This is a genomic window from Geodermatophilus sp. SMS 5-13, from assembly GCF_059428245.1.
Map to the genome: position 1 here is coordinate 2,646,782 of NZ_CP165729.1, position 14,267 is coordinate 2,661,048.

The 14,267-nt window shown below is 74.4% G+C and carries 11 protein-coding genes; 4 read left to right on the forward strand and 7 right to left on the reverse strand.

Annotated elements, in window-relative coordinates; translation table 11 throughout:
• Positions 1 to 72: 72 nt before the first annotated feature.
• Genes AB3388_RS12915 through AB3388_RS12925 form a run of 3 tightly spaced genes read right to left on the reverse strand, consistent with a single transcriptional unit; the run spans position 73 to position 2,389 of the window.
• Positions 73 to 528, reverse strand: a complete 456-nt coding sequence (locus tag AB3388_RS12915) for a hypothetical protein (RefSeq protein WP_495411172.1) — start codon at positions 526 to 528, stop codon at positions 73 to 75.
• On the reverse strand, positions 525 to 1,169 hold the full coding sequence (locus tag AB3388_RS12920) for an RNA polymerase sigma factor (RefSeq protein WP_495411173.1): 645 nt from the start codon (positions 1,167 to 1,169) through the stop codon (positions 525 to 527). Before AB3388_RS12920 ends, AB3388_RS12915 begins: the two co-directional genes overlap by 4 nt.
• A complete protein-coding gene (locus AB3388_RS12925; RefSeq protein WP_495411174.1) occupies positions 1,166 to 2,389 on the reverse strand; it encodes a S8 family peptidase in 1,224 nt (407 codons plus the stop codon). Before AB3388_RS12925 ends, AB3388_RS12920 begins: the two co-directional genes overlap by 4 nt.
• A gap of 119 nt (positions 2,390 to 2,508) precedes the next feature.
• Between AB3388_RS12925 and AB3388_RS12930 the strand changes: the two genes are divergently transcribed.
• A complete protein-coding gene (locus AB3388_RS12930) occupies positions 2,509 to 5,154 on the forward strand; it encodes a CHAT domain-containing protein (RefSeq protein WP_495411175.1) in 2,646 nt (881 codons plus the stop codon).
• 4 nt (positions 5,155 to 5,158) lie between these two features.
• Here AB3388_RS12930 and AB3388_RS12935 read toward each other — a convergent pair whose 3' ends face one another.
• From AB3388_RS12935 to AB3388_RS12950, 4 genes are all read right to left on the reverse strand, one after another.
• Positions 5,159 to 5,944 carry an SDR family NAD(P)-dependent oxidoreductase gene (locus tag AB3388_RS12935; RefSeq protein WP_495411176.1) on the reverse strand — a complete coding sequence of 262 codons (786 nt, stop codon included), beginning with the start codon at positions 5,942 to 5,944 and terminating at the stop codon, positions 5,159 to 5,161.
• Positions 5,945 to 6,089: 145 nt separating this feature from the next.
• Positions 6,090 to 6,653, reverse strand: coding sequence for a dihydrofolate reductase family protein (locus AB3388_RS12940; protein ID WP_495411177.1), 564 nt, complete (start codon positions 6,651 to 6,653; stop codon positions 6,090 to 6,092).
• A gap of 445 nt (positions 6,654 to 7,098) precedes the next feature.
• Positions 7,099 to 7,779 (reverse strand): histidine phosphatase family protein, encoded by a 681-nt coding sequence (locus AB3388_RS12945; RefSeq protein ID WP_495411178.1) that lies wholly within the window; start codon positions 7,777 to 7,779, stop codon positions 7,099 to 7,101.
• A gap of 407 nt (positions 7,780 to 8,186) precedes the next feature.
• Positions 8,187 to 8,606 (reverse strand): ATP-binding protein, encoded by a 420-nt coding sequence (locus AB3388_RS12950; protein WP_495411179.1) that lies wholly within the window; start codon positions 8,604 to 8,606, stop codon positions 8,187 to 8,189.
• Between the two features lie 185 nt (positions 8,607 to 8,791).
• Here AB3388_RS12950 and AB3388_RS12955 point away from each other — a divergent pair, with 185 nt between their 5' ends.
• The 3 genes from AB3388_RS12955 to AB3388_RS12965 are packed head-to-tail and all read left to right on the forward strand — an operon-like array spanning position 8,792 to position 14,258.
• Entirely contained in the window at positions 8,792 to 11,368 is a 2,577-nt protein-coding gene (locus AB3388_RS12955) for a molybdopterin oxidoreductase family protein (RefSeq protein ID WP_495411180.1), read from the forward strand.
• On the forward strand, positions 11,368 to 13,926 hold the full coding sequence (gene nirB / locus AB3388_RS12960; protein WP_495411181.1) for a nitrite reductase large subunit NirB: 2,559 nt from the start codon (positions 11,368 to 11,370) through the stop codon (positions 13,924 to 13,926). Before AB3388_RS12955 ends, nirB begins: the two co-directional genes overlap by 1 nt.
• On the forward strand, positions 13,923 to 14,258 hold the full coding sequence (locus AB3388_RS12965) for a Rieske (2Fe-2S) protein (RefSeq protein WP_495411182.1): 336 nt from the start codon (positions 13,923 to 13,925) through the stop codon (positions 14,256 to 14,258). The genes nirB and AB3388_RS12965 overlap by 4 nt, the downstream gene beginning before the upstream one ends.
• Positions 14,259 to 14,267: the final 9 nt, after the last annotated feature.

The following is a 14,267-nucleotide window of genomic DNA, read 5'->3' on the forward strand; positions in this document are numbered from 1 at the left end:
GGCCCCCGGCCCGCTCCCGTCCCGACGGCCGTGACCCCGCCGTCGGGACGGGACTCCAGACCCCCGCGGCCCTCAGGCCTCGATCCAGTCGGTGACCGCGCGGTCGCCCGAGGCGCCGAGGAACAGCAGCCGGAACTCCGCCCCCGGCGCCGGGGTGATGGTGAACCAGCCCAGCTCGTCGACCTCGGCCTGCCGCGGCCGGCCGCCCCGCGGATGCAGGTCGATCTCGCCCGCCTGGGGCGGCGTGACCTGCCCGGACACCTGGCGACCGGTGACCTGCACGTGGATCGTCACGGCGCCCGTCGCGAACGTGAGCTCCCGTTCCCGCGCGCCGCGCAGCCCGGCGAGGGCACCCGAGGGCTCCGCGGCGAGCGCGGCGAGGTCGGACTCGAGCGAGTACAGGGCGAAGATCCCCTTGCCCATCTCGATCACCCGCGGCGGGACGTCGTCCTCCTCGCGCAGCGCCTCCCCGAGGACGGCGAGCAGGTCGTCGTCGTCGGTCCACCAGTCCTCCGGCACCGCCCTCACAGCCTTCCCCCGTCGAGCTGCGGGGAGAGGAACGCGGTCACGTGCACGCTCCGCCGCAGCTTCTCCAGACACCGCGCCCGCGTCGGCCCGAGCCCGCCGACCGGCGTGCCGAGGCGCCGCCCGATCTCCACGTAGGGCAGCGGCGGATCGTGCAGCAGCAGCCGGAGCAGCTCCTGGCAGCGGCGCGACAGCTCGGCGAACCCGGCCCGGACGGCCGCGTTGCGCTCCGCCGACTCGAGCAGCTCCACGGCCGACGGCGGCCCGGGACCTCCGGCGACGTCGTCGTCGATGGCCGTCTCCCGGTTCTTGCGCCGCTTGGCGACGTCGAGCACGCGCAGGCACTCCCGCTCCGTCGTCCGGGCCAGCCACCCGGGCAGCGCGGCCGGCTCGTTGATCTGGCCCAGCCGCTCGAGCAGCCGCAGCCAGACGCTCTGCGCGACGTCGGAGGCGTCGGCCTCGGAGAGCCGGTAGCGCCGGCACACCGACCACAGCAGCGGCGCCAGCCGCTCCACCAGCTCCTCCCAGGCCGGCTGGTCGCCGAAGCGGGCGCGCAGGAACAGCTCGCCGATCGGCGCCTCGTCCGGCATGGGGGCTCCTCCTGGGTCGTCGTCGGTGGGCGGGCCGCCCACGACGGCGCTCACGGCCGCGGCAGCTCGCCGCGAACCGCCTCCACAGCCTCCTGCGGGGTGCGGCCCTCGGCGATCCGGGCGGCCACCAGGCCGGTGACGTGCGCGGCGGCGAACGACGTCCCCGACCAGTTGGCCCAGCCGCCGAACGACATCGTCTCGAACTTCTCCGGGTCGTCCTCGTAGGGCACCTTGACCTTCTGGTCGCCGGCCTCGTCGAGGTAGGTGCTGGTGATCTCCACGCCGGGGGCGAAGACGTCGATCCAGGGGGCCGGGCGGGACGGGTCCGAGCCGTCGACCGGGTTGAACGGGGCGCTGCGCCCGGCCGAGTCGACCGCCCCGACCGCCAGCACGCCGTCGAGCGCGGCCGGGAACAGCGGCGCGGAGCGCGCGGGCAGCCCCTGCTTCTCGCGCTGCTCGCCACCCGGCTTCGGGCTGCCGTGGTTGCCGGCCGCGGCGATGACCGCCATGTCGGGCGTGAGCTGGCTGATGGCGCGCTCGAGCACCATCGGGCTCTTGCCGTCGTCGGTCGAGCAGCCCAGCGAGAGGTTGAGCACCTCGACCCCGGAGTCTCGGTAGTCGGCCAGCCGCTCGGCCAGCGACCACAGCGTCATGCTCCAGCCGTCGGTCGGCTTCGGACCCGGCGTCAGCGCGGTACGGACGTCGAGGTCGGCGGCCGGCGCCAGCTTGAGGACGATGCCCGCGATGAAAGTGGCGTGCCCCTCCCACCACTGCCGCTCCTGGCCGGGCTCGGGCCGGGCCAGCGCGTCGGGGTCGGTGAGGCAGCGCCCGCCGAGGCGGGAGTGCGGCTCGAGCCGGGTGTCGAGGATGCCCACCCGCACCCGGGGGTGGTTGCGGGCCAGCGACGGGAACGCCTCGGGCACGGCGTCGGGCTTCGTGGGCCGGGTGAACCCGCCGGCGTTGCTGTAGGGCTTGAACTGGACGCCGGTCATGATCCGGTTCTTGCCGATCGTCGGCGCCCACCCGCTGTAGCGGTCCTCGGTGGTCGCGCGCAGCCCCGCGAGCAGCCGGTCCAGGGCGCTGCGCGGCTTGCCCCCCTCGGCGGGGCCGCCGACCCGCCGGGCCAGCGCCTCGACGTCGTCCAGCGCGACCAGGGTCAGGCCGAGCCGGTCGTCCGATCTCTCCGCCCTGGCCCCGTCGCCCAGCAGGTCGAGCACCATCCGCACGTGCTCGCTGGCCACCACGATGGACCGGTCGTCCGCGTCGCTGCCCATGGATCTCTCCCGTCGCTCGGAAAGCTGCCGTTCGTCAGAAGGAGGGCGACGGCGGCCCTCAGATTCGTGGGTGGCGTAATCCGTTGACAAGAGGCTGGTGACAGGCAGGGTGGGACGTCGTGGGGGAGGGGACGACGCTCGAGCTGGCGCACGAGGCGCTGCGGCTGGCCGAGGCCGTTCCGGCAGAGGCTGCCGCCCGGGCGCGCGCCGTGGTCCGGCTCGCGGCGCGGGACGGCGACGGGGCGGCGCGCGCCGTGGCCGAGCGAGCCTGGGGGCTGGCGCTGCGTCACCGCGGCGACCTCGACCGCGCCCTGGTGCACCTGCGCCGGGCCGTGGAGCTCGCGCTCGCCGCCGGCCGGCCGGAGATCGCCGGCGAGGCGCGGACGACGCTGGCCTACGCCCTGGCCGAGCGGGGCCGGCCCCGTCAGGCGCTGGCCGAGATCGACCGGGCGCTGGCCGAGCTCTCCGGCGCCGGCGCCGCCCGGGCGCAGACCCAGCGGGGCACGATCCTGCTCGACATGGGCCGGCACGCCGACGCGCTGCGCGACTACGAGGCCGCCCTGCCGGTCCTGGAGGACGCCGGGGACCTGCTGTGGAGCTACCGGGTGGTGTGGAACCGCGGCCTGGCCCGGGCCTACCGCCACGAGTTCGCCGGCGCCGAGGACGACCTGCGCTGCGCCGAGGAGCTCGCCGAGCGCCTGGACCTGCCGCTCTCGGTGGGGTTCGCGCAGGCCAACCTGGCCTTCGTCCTCGGGCTGCGCGGCGACGTCCCGGCCGCGCTGGACTACTCGGCCCGCGCCGAGGAGCGCATCCGGGTCCACGGCGCGCAGCTCGGGGAGCTGCTCAAGGACCGCAGCGAGCTGCTGCTCTCCGTCCGGCTGGTCTCCGAGGCCCGGGAGACCGCGGAGGCCTCGATCGCCGAGTACGAGCGCGAGCGCCGGAGCATCAAGCTGCCGCAGGTGCGGCTGGTCCTCGCGCAGAGCGCGCTGCTGGAGGGCGACGCCGCCGGCGCGCTGCCGCACGCACGACGGGCGGTGGGTGAGTTCACCCGGCAGCAGCGGGCGGAGTGGGCGGCGCTGGCCCGGCTCAGCGTGCTGCGGGCGCAGATGTGCGCAGGCGGGGTGCCGGCGGCCGGGGTCCGGGCGGCGGGGGAGGCGGTGCGGACGCTCGCCGCCGTCCGCTGGCCCGCCGCCGCGATGGAGGCCCGGCTGCTCGCCGCCACGCTGCTGCGCGAGCGCGGCCGCTGGGAGGAGGCGGCCGGGCACCTGCGCGCTGCCGCGGCGACCCGCCGGACGGGGCCGGCCACCCTGCGCGCCCGCGCCTGGTTCGCCGAGGCGCGGCTGCGGGCGGACGCGGGCCACCGGCGCGCGGCGACTTCGGCCATCCGCGCCGGACTGCGGATCCTCGACGAGCACCGCGCCGTCCTCGGGGCCACCGACGTGCGGGCGCACGCGGCCGGGCACCGCAGCGAGCTGGTGGAGCTCGGCCTGCGCCTGGCACTGGACGACGGCACGCCGCGGCAGGTCTTCGAGTGGGTGGAGCGGGGCAAGGCGACCGACCTGCTGCTGCAGCGGCCGGTGCGCCCGCCCGACGAGCCGGAGGTCGCGCAGGCGCTGGCCCAGCTGCGGGCCATCGTGCTGCAGATCAACGAGCTGCACAGCGCCGGCACCCCCGGGGCCGAGATCGAGGAGCTCCGGCGCGAGCAGACCGTCCTCGAGCGCCGGGTGCGGGACGCCGTCCGCCGGCTCGACCGCCGCGGCGTGGGACGGCTGCCCGCGCCGGTGCCGGTGCCGGACCTCGCGGAGCGGCTCGGCGGCGCGGCGGTGGTCGAGCTGTTCGCCCGAGACGGCGTGCTCTCCGCGGTCACCGTCGTCGACGGCCGCACCCGGCTGCACACCCTCGGCCGGGCGGCGGACGTCGAGGGGCAGGTCGACCGCGTCCTGCACGCGCTGCGGCGGCTGCTACGCCCCTCCGTCGACGCGGCCGGCACCGCCGCCGCCGCGGCGCTGCTGCGCGCCGCGGCCGCCCGCCTCGACGAGCACCTCCTGGGCCGGCTGCCCGAGCTGGGTGACCGGCCGCTGGTGATCGTGCCGACCGGGGCGCTGCAGTGCCTGCCGTGGGCGGTGCTGCCCTCGTGCGCGCGGCGCCCGCTCGCGGTGGCGCCGTCCGCGACCATGTGGCACGCCGCCCGCAGCCGGCCGGTGGACCCCGGCGCCCCGGTCGTCGTCGCGGCCGGTCCTTCTCTGCCGGGTGCGGTCGGCGAGGTGCGCGCCGTCGCGGCCGTGCACGGCGCCGAGGCGCTGCTGCCGCCGGAGGCCACGGTGCGGCGCGTGCTCGGCGCGATGGAGGGCGCGTCGCTGGTGCACCTGGCCGCGCACGGTCGCCTGGCCGCGGACAACCCGCTGTTCTCCGACGTCCTGCTCGCCGACGGGCCGCTGCTGGCCCACGACGTGGAGCGGCTGGACCGGGCGCCGCACACCGTCGTGCTCGCCGCGTGCGACAGCGCGCGGTCGGTGGTCTGCGCCGGGGACGAGCTGCTCGGGCTGGGCGCGGTGTTCCTGGCCGGCGGCACCGCCCAGCTGGTCGCGCCCATGCTGCCGGTGCCGGACGAGGAGACCGAGGCGATCATGGTGGCCTTCCACCGCCTGGTCGCCGAGGGTGTCCCCGCGGCCGACGCGCTCGTGCGGACCCGGGAGCAGCTCGACGGGGAGGACCGCGCGGCGGCCGCGGCGGCGAGCCTGGTCTGCCTCGGCGCCGGCTTCTGAGCCCTCAGTCCTCCGGCTCGGCCATCTGCCGGTGCGCCTTGGCCTTCAGCGAGTCGGGCAGCACCTTGTTGGCCAGGCCCTGCGCCTTGGTCTTCAGCGAGCCGGCGACCAGCTTCCGCTCGCCATTCATCAGCGCCTCGAAGCCCTGCTCGGCCACCTGGGCCGCGTCGTCCTTCCTGCTCTGGCCGACCGTGGTGTCGAGCATGTCGGCCCGCTCGAAGAACTCGGTCTCCGTCGGGCCGGGCATCAGCGAGGTGATCGTGACCGCGCTGTCCTTGAGCTCCTCCTGCAGCGCCTCGGCGAAGGACTGCAGGAACGATTTCGACGCGTTGTAGACCGCCTGGAAGGAGCCGGGCATCGTCGAGGCGATCGAGCTGGTGATCAGCACCCGGCCCTCGTCGCGGGCGGCCATGTCGCGCAGCACCAGCTTGGCCAGGTGCACCGTCGAGGTGATGTTGAGGTCGATGATCTCCTGCTCGTCGGCCAGGTCGATGTCGAGGAACGCCCCGCCGCGGCCGACCCCGGCGTTGAGGGCGGCGGCGGCCAGCGGGCGGCCGAGCGAGGTGGCGGCGGCGTAGAGCTGCGCGACGCCGTCCGGGGTGCGCAGGTCGACCTGGACCGGCTGGACCTCCGCGCCGGTGGTGCGCAGCTCGGCGGCGGCGGAGCTCAGCTCGGCGTCCTCGGCCGCGACGACGAGGTCGAAGCCGTTCTCGCCGAACTGGCGGGCCAGTTCGAGGCCGATCCCGCTGGACGCGCCGGTCACCAGGGCAAGGGGCTTGGGGGTCGTCATGCGGACGGCCTACCCCGACCGTCCCCGTCCGATTCGGCAGCGCCGTCGCCCCGTGTGTCTCTCAGCGGCACGCTCGAGGACGCCCGCGGAGACCGTTGACCTCCGTGTGCGGCCCGATACCCGGGCCGATCCGAGGTCGGGGTACTCAGCGCCTGACCTCGTACCTGGTCAGGAGCACGCCGTCGGGAAACGTCCGGGTCTCCACCAGGTTCAGGTTCACCCAGTTGTCCAGGGCCGTGAAGAACGGCTTGCCTCCGCCCACCAGGACCGGGTGGGTGACGATCGCGTACTCGTCGACCAGCCCGGCCCGCATGGCCACTGCGGCGAGGGTGGCGCCGCCGATGTCCATGGGACCGCCATCCTCGGCCTTGAGCCGGGTGATCTCGGTGACGGCGTCGCCGGTGACCAGGCGGGCGTTCCAGTCGACCGCGCTGGTCGTCGAGGAGAACACCGCCTTCGGCATGTCCCGCCAGCGGTGGGCGAACTCGATCTGCGCCGGTGTGACGCCAGGCTGCTGGTCGGCGGTCGGCCAGTGGGAGCTCATCGTCTCCCACAGTTTGCGCCCGTACAGCGCCAGGCCCGTCGCGCCCACGCGGTCGGACCACCACTGGAACAGCTCGTCGCTCGGCACGCTCCAGCCGAGGTCGTCGCCGGGCGCCGCGATGTAGCCGTCCAGGCTCAGGTTCATGCCAAAGGTCAGTGTCCGCATGGCGTCAGCCTTCCCGTGAGCCGGCACTCGGCGTACAGACCGACACGGCGCGGAAGAATCATCGGTCAGACCACACCGGGGGCCGGTCCGCCACCACGCCAAGCGGTGGTGCGTACGGAAGTGAACCCCTTGTGTACCGGCCGGGACGGCGACGTCGCGCCTCCCTCGCGACGGCCCTAGCTCTGGGCCCTGGCCCGCGTGAAGCGGAAGCAGTCTGTGGACGACTCGGAGACCCCCCGCCGAGATGCGCGCTCTCGTGGCTACCCGGCCCGGGATGCCACGAGACCGCGATTCTCGGCGCGCGGAAGGAATAGCCCTGGGCCCGCCGGTCGGTGGAGTCATCGAGTCGCCCACAGCGGCCCACTCGGAGACACCCACCCGCAGGCCTGCGTGCCCATCGGCTATCGGCATCTGGCGAGCCGCGCGCAGCAAGTCACGGCTGTGCTCAGCGGTAAGTGATCAGCGTGCGGTCATGCTCGAGATGGGCGTAGTCGTTGAAGGTCATCAAGACGGCTCCTGCGTCTGTACTGGCCATTCTCGTGACGCTGGAGTTGACCATCCGCCCCGCAAGCGAGGGCCACCGCTGGGCGGGCAAGCCCAGCGCCACGGCGCACACGGCGGCGATGACGCCAGCGGACGTCACCGCCAGGCTGGTCCCGGGCGCCTCGGTCAGCGCCCGCACTGCATCGACCGCCCGGGCGACGAAGGAGGCATGACTCTCCGGATAGGCCACCTCGTTTTCGGACCGGTCGTCCTGGTCGGCCCCGATCCACCGTGCGATTGCCTCATCCAGCGCCGCAGGCACCCCAGGTTCGGTCCCTGCGGGCCGCGCTACACCCGTCCGCGCAACGGGATGGGCGGCCAACAGGCTGACGTGGTCGAACTCGTCCAGTCGCGCATCTGATCGCAGCTCCGCTTCCGGAAAGCCGAGCGCGGCCATGAGCTCCCCGGCGGTGTCCCGTTGCCGGGCCGATGTCCCGCACACGATGCACTCCACTGACAGATCGGCGTGGGCCAGCCGTTCCCCCACCGCCCGGGCCTGGCGCCGGCCGACCGCCGAAAGCTGGTCATAGTTCACTGCGTCGATCGATGCCTGCCCATGACGGACCAGCAGAAGGACCCCCATGACGGCACGCTAGCCAAGGGAACCCAGTGCGTGGCGGTCAGGAAGGGCGGCCACGCCGAATGCCGGGCTCGAACCGGTTCGCCCCATGAACGGGTTACTGCCTCCTCGCGGAGAATCGGCGCCTTCGTTCCCAGAGGCCCTTGACGGCCTGGCCGCAGAGATCAGCGTCGCCTCAGACGAGCGTCCCCAAAGGCGCCTGGCGGCCGTCGGGCGGGGCGCCCCCCAGCGGCCCACTCAGGGCCACGGAGGATTTCCCGGTCAGCGCACCCTCCTGCGGGGCAACGGTGTGCGCTGAGGCCGGGTTTCACGCTCTCGAACCCGGCCTGAGCGCCCACCGTTCGGCTGTCTCATAGGCCGCCCTTGGAGACATCTCGCCCGGTCGAGGCAGACCCCTCCTGGCCATCGGTTCAGCGATCGGCGGAGCGGCTCCGGATGGTCACCGTGGTTCCGCCGGAACCCGGGGTGACCGTGGTGTCGGCCAGAGCCGTCATGAGCGCCAGGCCGCGGCCCCGGGCGGACGGGGACCTCGGCGGCCGCCATTGTCCGGAGTCCTGGACGACGATGGTCACTGCTGCGTCGTCGACGACGGCACGGACGTCGAAGAACGGCTCCGCCGGCCGCTGGGCGTGCTCCACCGCGTTGTTGGCTGCCTCGCTCGCGGCCAGGACGAGGTCCTCGATCACGTCGCTGGGCAGCGCCGTGTCCCCGAGGAAGCTGCGGAGCCCCCGGCGCATCACGGGGACCGCGCTGAGGACGGACGGGAACCGACATCGGCAGCGCCGTCCGGCCGGCGTCGCGCCGCTCCCGGCACGTGGGTTGTCGCGCATGGGCCCCTCTCACGACGAGGACGTCGACTTCAAGGACGGGTCATGGGACGTGGAGATACACACCGCCTGCACGCGACCGCCGGGCTCTGACCGCACAGCGCGCCGTCCCCCGGCGTGAGGTCCTCGGAACGCGACCTTGACGCCGAGGCAGCCGTCGGGAAACCCCGGCACCGCACGCTCGGTCCGTGCCCGCAGCCCTCCCGATGCCCTCCGCAGCGCCCGGCGCGGGCACCCGCACCACCGACACCCACTGTCCCTACTGCTCGCTGCAGTGCGGCATGACCCTGACCGCGGGCGACCGCCCGGCCACGCTGGTGCCGGCCGACTTCCCGACCAACCGCGGCGGGTTGTGCTCGAAGGGCTGGTCGTCGGCCGAGCTGCTCGACCATCCCGAGCGGCTCACCCGCCCGCTGGTCCGCGCAGTGCCCGGCGACCGCACCAGCCCGCTGGTCGAGACCACCTGGGACGACGCCCTCGACCTGGTCGTGGCCGCGATCCGGCGGACCCAGGCCGCGCACGGGCTCGACGCCGTCGGCTGCTTCGGCGGCGGCTCGCTGACCAACGAGCAGGCCTACCAGTTCGGCAAGTTCGCCCGCGTCGCGCTGCGCACCAGCGCCATCGACTACAACGGGCGCTTCTGCATGTCCTCGGCCGCCGGGGCGGCGAACCGCGCCTTCGGCCTCGACCGCGGGATGCCGTTCCCGCTGTCGGACATCGCCGGGGCCGACGTCGTCGTCCTGGTCGGCAGCAACCCGGCCGACACGATGCCGCCGGCGATGCAGTGGTTCGACGCCAGCCGCGCGGGCGGCGCGCAGCACATCGTCGTCGACCCCCGGCGGACGGCGACCGCCCGCAACGCCGCCCTGCACCTGCAGCCGCTGCCCGGCACCGACCTCGCGCTGGCCAACGGGCTGCTGCACATCGCGCTGGCCGAGGGACTGGTCGACGCCGACTACATCGCGACAAGGACCACCGGCTTCGACGAGGTCAAGGCCGGCGTCGCCGCGTACTGGCCGGACCGCGTCGAGCGGCTGACCGGCGTGCCGGTCGCCGACCAGCGGCGCACCGTCTTCGCGCTGGCCCGGGCGGGCAACGCCCTGATCCTCACGGCCCGCGGCGCCGAGCAGCACCGCTCCGGCACCGACACCGCGCAGGCGTGGATCAACCTGGCGCTCGCCCTCGGTTTGCCCGGCCGCCCCGGCAGCGGCTGGGGCACCGTCACCGGCCAGGGCAACGGGCAGGGCGGCCGCGAGCACGGGCAGAAGGCCGACCAGCTGCCCGGGTACCGCAGCCTCACCGACCCCGCCGCCCGCGCGCACGTCGCCGCCGTCTGGGGTGTCGACCCCGACGACCTGCCCAAGCCCGGCCGCAGCGCCTTCGAGCTGCTCGACGCCCTCGGCGCGCCCGGCGGCGTCCGCACCCTGCTCGTGCTGGCCTCCAACGTGGCCGTCTCAGCACCCGATGCCCGGCGGGTGATGCGCCGTCTCGAAGCCCTCGACTTCCTCGCGGTCAGCGACTTCTTCCTCTCCGAGACCGCCGAGCTCGCCGACGTCGTCCTGCCCAGCGCGATGTGGGCGGAGGAGGACGGCACGATGACCAACCTCGAGGGCCGGGTCATCCGCCGTCGGCGCGCCCTGGACCCGCCGGACGGCGTCCGCGACGACCTGCAGCTGCTCGCCGAGCTGGCCGCCCGGCTGGGAGCGCAGAACTTCAGTGGCGACCCCGAGACCGTCTTCGCCGAGCTGCGGCGGGCCAGCGCCGGGGGAGCGGCCGACTACGCCGGCATCAGCTACCGGCGGATCGACGACGAGCAGGGCGTGTTCTGGCCGTGCCCGTCCGAAGCGCACGCGGGCACGCCGCGGCTGTTCACCGAGCGGTTCGCCACCCCCGACGGCCGCGCTCGCTTCCTGCGGGTCGAGCACGTCGAGGCGCACGAGCCGACCGACGCCGACCACCCCTACGTGCTCACCACCGGGCGGGTCCTGGCCCAGTACCAGTCGGGGACGCAGACCCGCCGGGCGAAGAGCCTGCAGCTGGTCGCGCCCGTGCCCCGCGCCGAGCTGCACCCCGACCTGGCCCGCCGGCACGGCATCGGCCCGGACGACGTCGTCGAGCTGACCACCCGCCGCGGCCGGGCCCGGTTCGTCGCCCACGTCACCGACGCGATCCGGCCCGACGTCGTCTTCGTGCCGTTCCACTGGGGCGGCGCCTCGAGCGCCAACGCCCTCACCGACGCCGGCGCGCTGGACCCCACCTCGAAGATGCCGCCCTTCAAGGTCTGCGCCGTCGCCGTCGCCCGCGTCGGCCCGCCGGAGGAGCGCATCCCCGCGCCGGCCGAGCAGCCCGCCGCCCGAGCCCACGAGCACCCGCCCACCCCGACACCCCGGCCCCCGTCCCGGAGGAGGACCTCCCGCGTGAAGAGCACCCCACGGTTCCTGCAAGGCGTCTACCCGATCACCGGGGAGGGGCTGGCCAAGCCCGGCCCGCTCGACCCGTCGCTGCGCTACACGGTGCCGTCCGGCGCGTCGGCCCAGGCGCTGTACTTCCGCGGCGGCAACGCATGCGGCGAGCTGGTCTACGTGCTGCTGCTGCGCGACGGCGAGCCGGTGCGCTGGTTCCCGATCGGCGCCAAGGGGGACGTGCACGTGCCGCTGCGGGTGGTCGAGGACCTGCCCGGCGGCACCGTCGTCGAGCTGCACGCCGCCGCCCCGGACGGCGTCACCGGCGAGCTCGTGGTCGACCTGGGTCTGGTGGAGTTCTGATGCGCCCGGGAACTCTGGCGGCAGGGGCCGCGACGATCCTCGGCGGCCGCCCGGCCGGCCTCACCACGCTGCACCTGGCCGACGACGACACCGACGCCCGCGGCCGGCTGGTCGTCGTCGGCAACGGCATGGCCGGCGCCCGCTTCGTCGAGGAGGTGCTCGAGCGCGGCGGCGGCGAGCAGTTCCGCATCACCGTCTTCGGCGACGAGCCGCACGGCTGCTACAACCGGATCATGCTCTCGCCGGTGCTGGCGGGCGAGGAGCACGAGGACGCGATCGTCCTCAACAGCCACGACTGGTACGCCGACAACGGCGTCGACCTGCGCGCCGGCGTGCGGGTCGAGCGGATCGACACCGCCGCCAAGTGCGTCCACGCCGACGACGGCACGGTCACCCCCTACGACCACCTGGTGCTGGCCACCGGCAGCTACTCGTTCATCCCTCCGGTGACGGGCGTGCACCGCGCGGACGGCAGCCTGCTGCCCGGCGTCTTCGGCTTCCGCACCATCGAGGACACCCGGGCGATGATCGAGGCCGCCCGCACCCACCGGCGCGCAGTCGTCGTCGGCGGGGGCCTGCTCGGGCTGGAGGCCGCCCGCGCGCTGCAGACCTACGGCATGGCGGTGGACCTGGTCGACGCCGCACCGCACCTGATGAGCGCGCAGTGCGACGCCGACGCCGGCGCGATCATCCGGGCCGGGGTGGAGGCACTCGGCATCACCGTGCACCTGTCCACCCTCACCGGCGAGGTGCTCGGCCCGGACCGGGTGCGCGGCGTCGTCCTCTCCGACGGCCGGCAGCTGGCGGCGGACATGCTGGTGCTCGCCGCCGGCATCCGGCCGCACACCGACGTCGCCGTCCGCTCGGGGCTGGAGGTGGAGCGGGCGATCGTGGTCGACGACCAGCTGCGCACCGACGACCCCGACGTCTACGCCATCGGCGAGTGCGCGCAGCACCGCGGCACCGTCTACGGGCTGGTCGCCCCCGCCTGGGAGCACGCCAAGGTGCTCGCCGACGTCCTCACCGGCACGGACCCGACGGCCGAGTACCACGGCAGCCGGCTGGCGACGAAACTGAAGGTGGCCGGCGTCGACGTCGCCACGATGGGCGTCAAGGCGCCCGAGCGTCCGGACGACGAGGTGCTCGTCATCTCCGAGCCCCGGCGCGGCGTGCACTGCTCGGTGGTGATCCGCGACGACCGGCTGGTCGGCGCGACGCTGATCGGCGACACCCGCAAGGTCGCCTATCTGACCCAGGCGTTCGACCGCGGGTCGCCGCTGCCCGAGGAGCGGATCCGGTTGCTGGTCGACCTCTCCGACGGCGCGGCGGAGGTCGGCGTCGCCGAGATGCCGATGGACTCGCAGGTCTGCAACTGCAACGGCGTCTCCAAGGGCGCGATCTGCGGCGCGGTGCAGGACGGCTGCGGCAGCGTCGGCGCCGTCATGGACCGCACCCGCGCCGGCAAGGGCTGCGGCTCCTGCAAGTCGCTGGTCACGCAGATCGTCGAATGGGCCGCCGACGGCGACCTCGCCGAGGACGAGTCGGCCTCCTGGTACGTGCCGGGCATCCCGCTGGCCAAGCCGGCGCTGATCGCCGCGATCCGCACCCAGGGCCTGAGGAGCGTGTCCGCCGTCTTCGCGGCGCTGGCCCCCGGCGGCGCCGAGGACGCGAAGTCGAAGATGGGGCTGACCTCGCTGCTGCGGATGGTCTGGGGCGGCGAGTACGTCCAGGAGAACGACGCGAAGTTCATCAACGACCGCGTGCACGCCAACATCCAGCGCGACGGCACGTTCTCCGTCGTCCCGCAGATGAAGGGCGGGGTCACCACCCCGGCCCAGCTGCGCCGGATCGCCGACGTCGCCGAGAAGTACGAGGTGCCGATGGTGAAGCTCACCGGCGGCCAGCGGATCGACCTGCTCGGTGTCCGCAAGGAGGACCTGCCGGCGATGTGGGCCGACCTGGGCATGCCGTCGGGCTACGCGTACGGGAAGTCGTTCCGGACCGTGAAGACCTGCGTCGGGTCGGACTTCTGCCGGTTCGGGCTCGGGGACTCCACCGCGCTCGGCATCGCGCTGGAGAGCCGGTTCCAGGGCATCGAGAGCCCGGCCAAGCTCAAGCTCGCCGTCGTCGGCTGCCCGCGCAACTGCGCCGAGGCCTACGTCAAGGACGTCGGCGTCGTCGCCATCGGCAACGGGACGTGGGAGGTGTACGTGGGCGGTGCGGCCGGGGCCTCCGTGCGCAAGGGCGACCTGCTGGCCACCGTCGGGTCCCCGGAGGCGGTGCTGGAGCTGACCGGCCGGTTCCTGCAGTACTACCGGGAGAACGCCAACTGGCTCGAGCGCACCTACGACTTCGTGCCGCGGATCGGTCTGGATCGTCTGAAGCACGTCCTGCTCGAGGACGGCGAGGGGATCGTGGCCGACCTCGACGCGGGCATCCAGCGCTCGATCGACGCCTACACCGACCCCTGGGCGGCGGAGGGACGCGAACCCGTGACACCCGGCCAGTTCCGGACCGCGCTGCCGCTGCTCGACCTGCCGAAGGTGCCGGTCCGATGAGCCTGCTGGAGCAGAAGGCCGCGGCCGCCGTCCGCGCGTGGACCGTCGGCCGGGTGGACGACGTGCCCCTGGGGGAGGGGCGCACGTTCGTCGCCGGGGACACGCAGGTCGCCGTCTTCCGGCTGCGCGACGGGTCGCTGCACGCGACCCAGGCGGTCTGCCCGCACGCCGGCGGCCCGCTGGCCGACGGGCAGACCGACGTCGACGTGCTGGTCTGCCCCCTGCACCTCTACGCGTTCCGCTGGTCCGACGGAGCCTCGCCCACCGCCGGCCTGACCCTGCGCACCTACCCGGTCCGCGACGTCGACGGCGCGCTCGTCGTCGACCTGTAGGGACTTTTT

What these genes read in the sequence shown, in the direction of transcription:
- AB3388_RS12925 (WP_495411174.1), bottom strand. Translation starts at nt 2,389, where the DNA reads ATGGGCAGCGACGCGGACGACCGGTCCATCGTGGTGGCCAGCGAGCAC.
- AB3388_RS12940 (WP_495411177.1), bottom strand. Translation starts at nt 6,653, where the DNA reads ATGCGGACACTGACCTTTGGCATGAACCTGAGCCTGGACGGCTACATC.
- AB3388_RS12965 (WP_495411182.1), top strand. Translation starts at nt 13,923, where the DNA reads ATGAGCCTGCTGGAGCAGAAGGCCGCGGCCGCCGTCCGCGCGTGGACC.
- AB3388_RS12945 (WP_495411178.1), bottom strand. Translation starts at nt 7,779, where the DNA reads ATGGGGGTCCTTCTGCTGGTCCGTCATGGGCAGGCATCGATCGACGCA.
- AB3388_RS12950 (WP_495411179.1), bottom strand. Translation starts at nt 8,606, where the DNA reads ATGCGCGACAACCCACGTGCCGGGAGCGGCGCGACGCCGGCCGGACGG.
- nirB (WP_495411181.1), top strand. Translation starts at nt 11,368, where the DNA reads ATGCGCCCGGGAACTCTGGCGGCAGGGGCCGCGACGATCCTCGGCGGC.
- AB3388_RS12935 (WP_495411176.1), bottom strand. Translation starts at nt 5,944, where the DNA reads ATGACGACCCCCAAGCCCCTTGCCCTGGTGACCGGCGCGTCCAGCGGG.